Origin of the sequence: Lamprobacter sp. (assembly GCF_034860625.1) — a bacterium.
Taxonomy (GTDB): Bacteria; Pseudomonadota; Gammaproteobacteria; order Chromatiales; family Chromatiaceae; genus Lamprobacter.
Window position 1 is genome coordinate 1 of record NZ_JAYESN010000497.1, and the last position, 1,456, is coordinate 1,456.

The following is a 1,456-nucleotide window of genomic DNA, read 5'->3' on the forward strand; positions in this document are numbered from 1 at the left end:
CAGTGGCGCACCCAGGGCATCACCGCCTCCGAGGCGGCGATCATTCTCGATCGCTCGCCCTACAAGACGCGCTGGTGGCTCTGGGCCGAACGCACCGGACTCGCCCGTGCGCCCGATCTATCGCGCAACCCGCAGGTGCAGCGCGGCAACCAGCTCGAGGATGACGCGCGGCAGTGGTTCGAGCAGGCCTATGACACCTTGCTGATGCCGCTGTGCGCGGAAGCAGACGACGAGCCGATCCTGCGCGCGTCCTTCGATGGCATCAACGATGCCGGCGAGCCGGTGGAGCTGAAGGTGCCAAGTGAACGAACCTATCGCGCCGTTTGCACGCAGGGACGCGAGGCGGACGCCTATCGGCTGTATCTGCCCCAGGTGCAGCATCAGCTCTATGTGGCCGGCGCCGAGAAAGGCTACCTGGTGTTCCATCAGGATGCGCAGACCAATACCGTGTTTGAGATCGCCCGCGATGCCGATCTGATCGACACCTTGGTTGAACAGGCTTTGGCCTTTTGGGAACTGATCGTGCAAAACCGGGAGCCGGCCAAGGACCCACTGCGGGATCTCTACCTCCCGCCGTCAGAGCAGGCGGAGGACTGGAACGCGCTCGCCGGTCGCTATCGTGCCGCTTGGCGTGAAGCCCGGCAGCATGATGCGGAAGTCAAGCGCTGCAAGACCGAGCTGGATCAGCTGCAGACCGATCTGGTGGCGATGATGGGCGAGGCCCTGATCGCCGAGTCGGGTGGACTGCGCATCACCCGCTTCTGCGCCAACGGCAGCATCGATTATCCAGCACTGGTGGCCGCGCTGTTGCCGCAGCTGTCGAGCGAGTCACTCGAGCAGTTCAGGCGCAAGCCGAGTGAGCGGGTGCGCGTTACGATTCAGGAGGACCCGGCCAAAGCCGCGATCGACTTCGATGCCGAGGCCGTCGCGCAAGCGGCGAAACAGGCCGCGATGAAGGATTTCTACTTCTGAGTCGCGACCGCTAACCTCGCCTCACGCTGACCGACCTTCAAGTCGACGCTAAGCGACATGTAATCCCAGACCGTCCTGCCTGCGGGCAGGCGGTCTGCCCCAGGATCTGGCAGCCGTGCAGGTCCTGTGGCAGACCGCTGTGCTTTGCCGTGCGCTTGTCGGAGCGCCTTACAAAACCCGACCTCATCACCCGGCTGCCCTCCGGTAGCCTTGATCCACCCCGAGGGGAGCCTGACTCCCTGCCGGGGACGTCGGTCTCTCCTCACGCAGGAGAGACGCCCCATGTCGATGACCCAACGCTTCGATGTCGCCACCACCTTCGCCATCCAAGCCCCACGCGGACTGGAGATCGAAGGCTTCGCCGATGACGATCATCCGCAGATCCCGGCCAAACAGCCCTATGTGTTTCGCCAGGGCCTGAACGCCGTGTTGGCCTTTCTGCGCGCCGCCAAGGGCGATGCGCTGTTGCTTAGCGGCCCGACCG

General features: G+C 64.5%; 1 protein-coding gene and 1 pseudogene. Both read left to right on the forward strand.

Annotated features, from left to right (window positions below):
• The coding region (locus VBE63_RS29200; RefSeq protein ID WP_323686478.1) for a lambda-exonuclease family protein at window positions 1–972 on the forward strand (972 nt) is incomplete at its 5' end.
• Between the two features lie 282 nt (window positions 973–1,254).
• Window positions 1,255–1,456: pseudogene (locus tag VBE63_RS29205) on the forward strand (CbbQ/NirQ/NorQ/GpvN family protein); the annotation flags it as partial.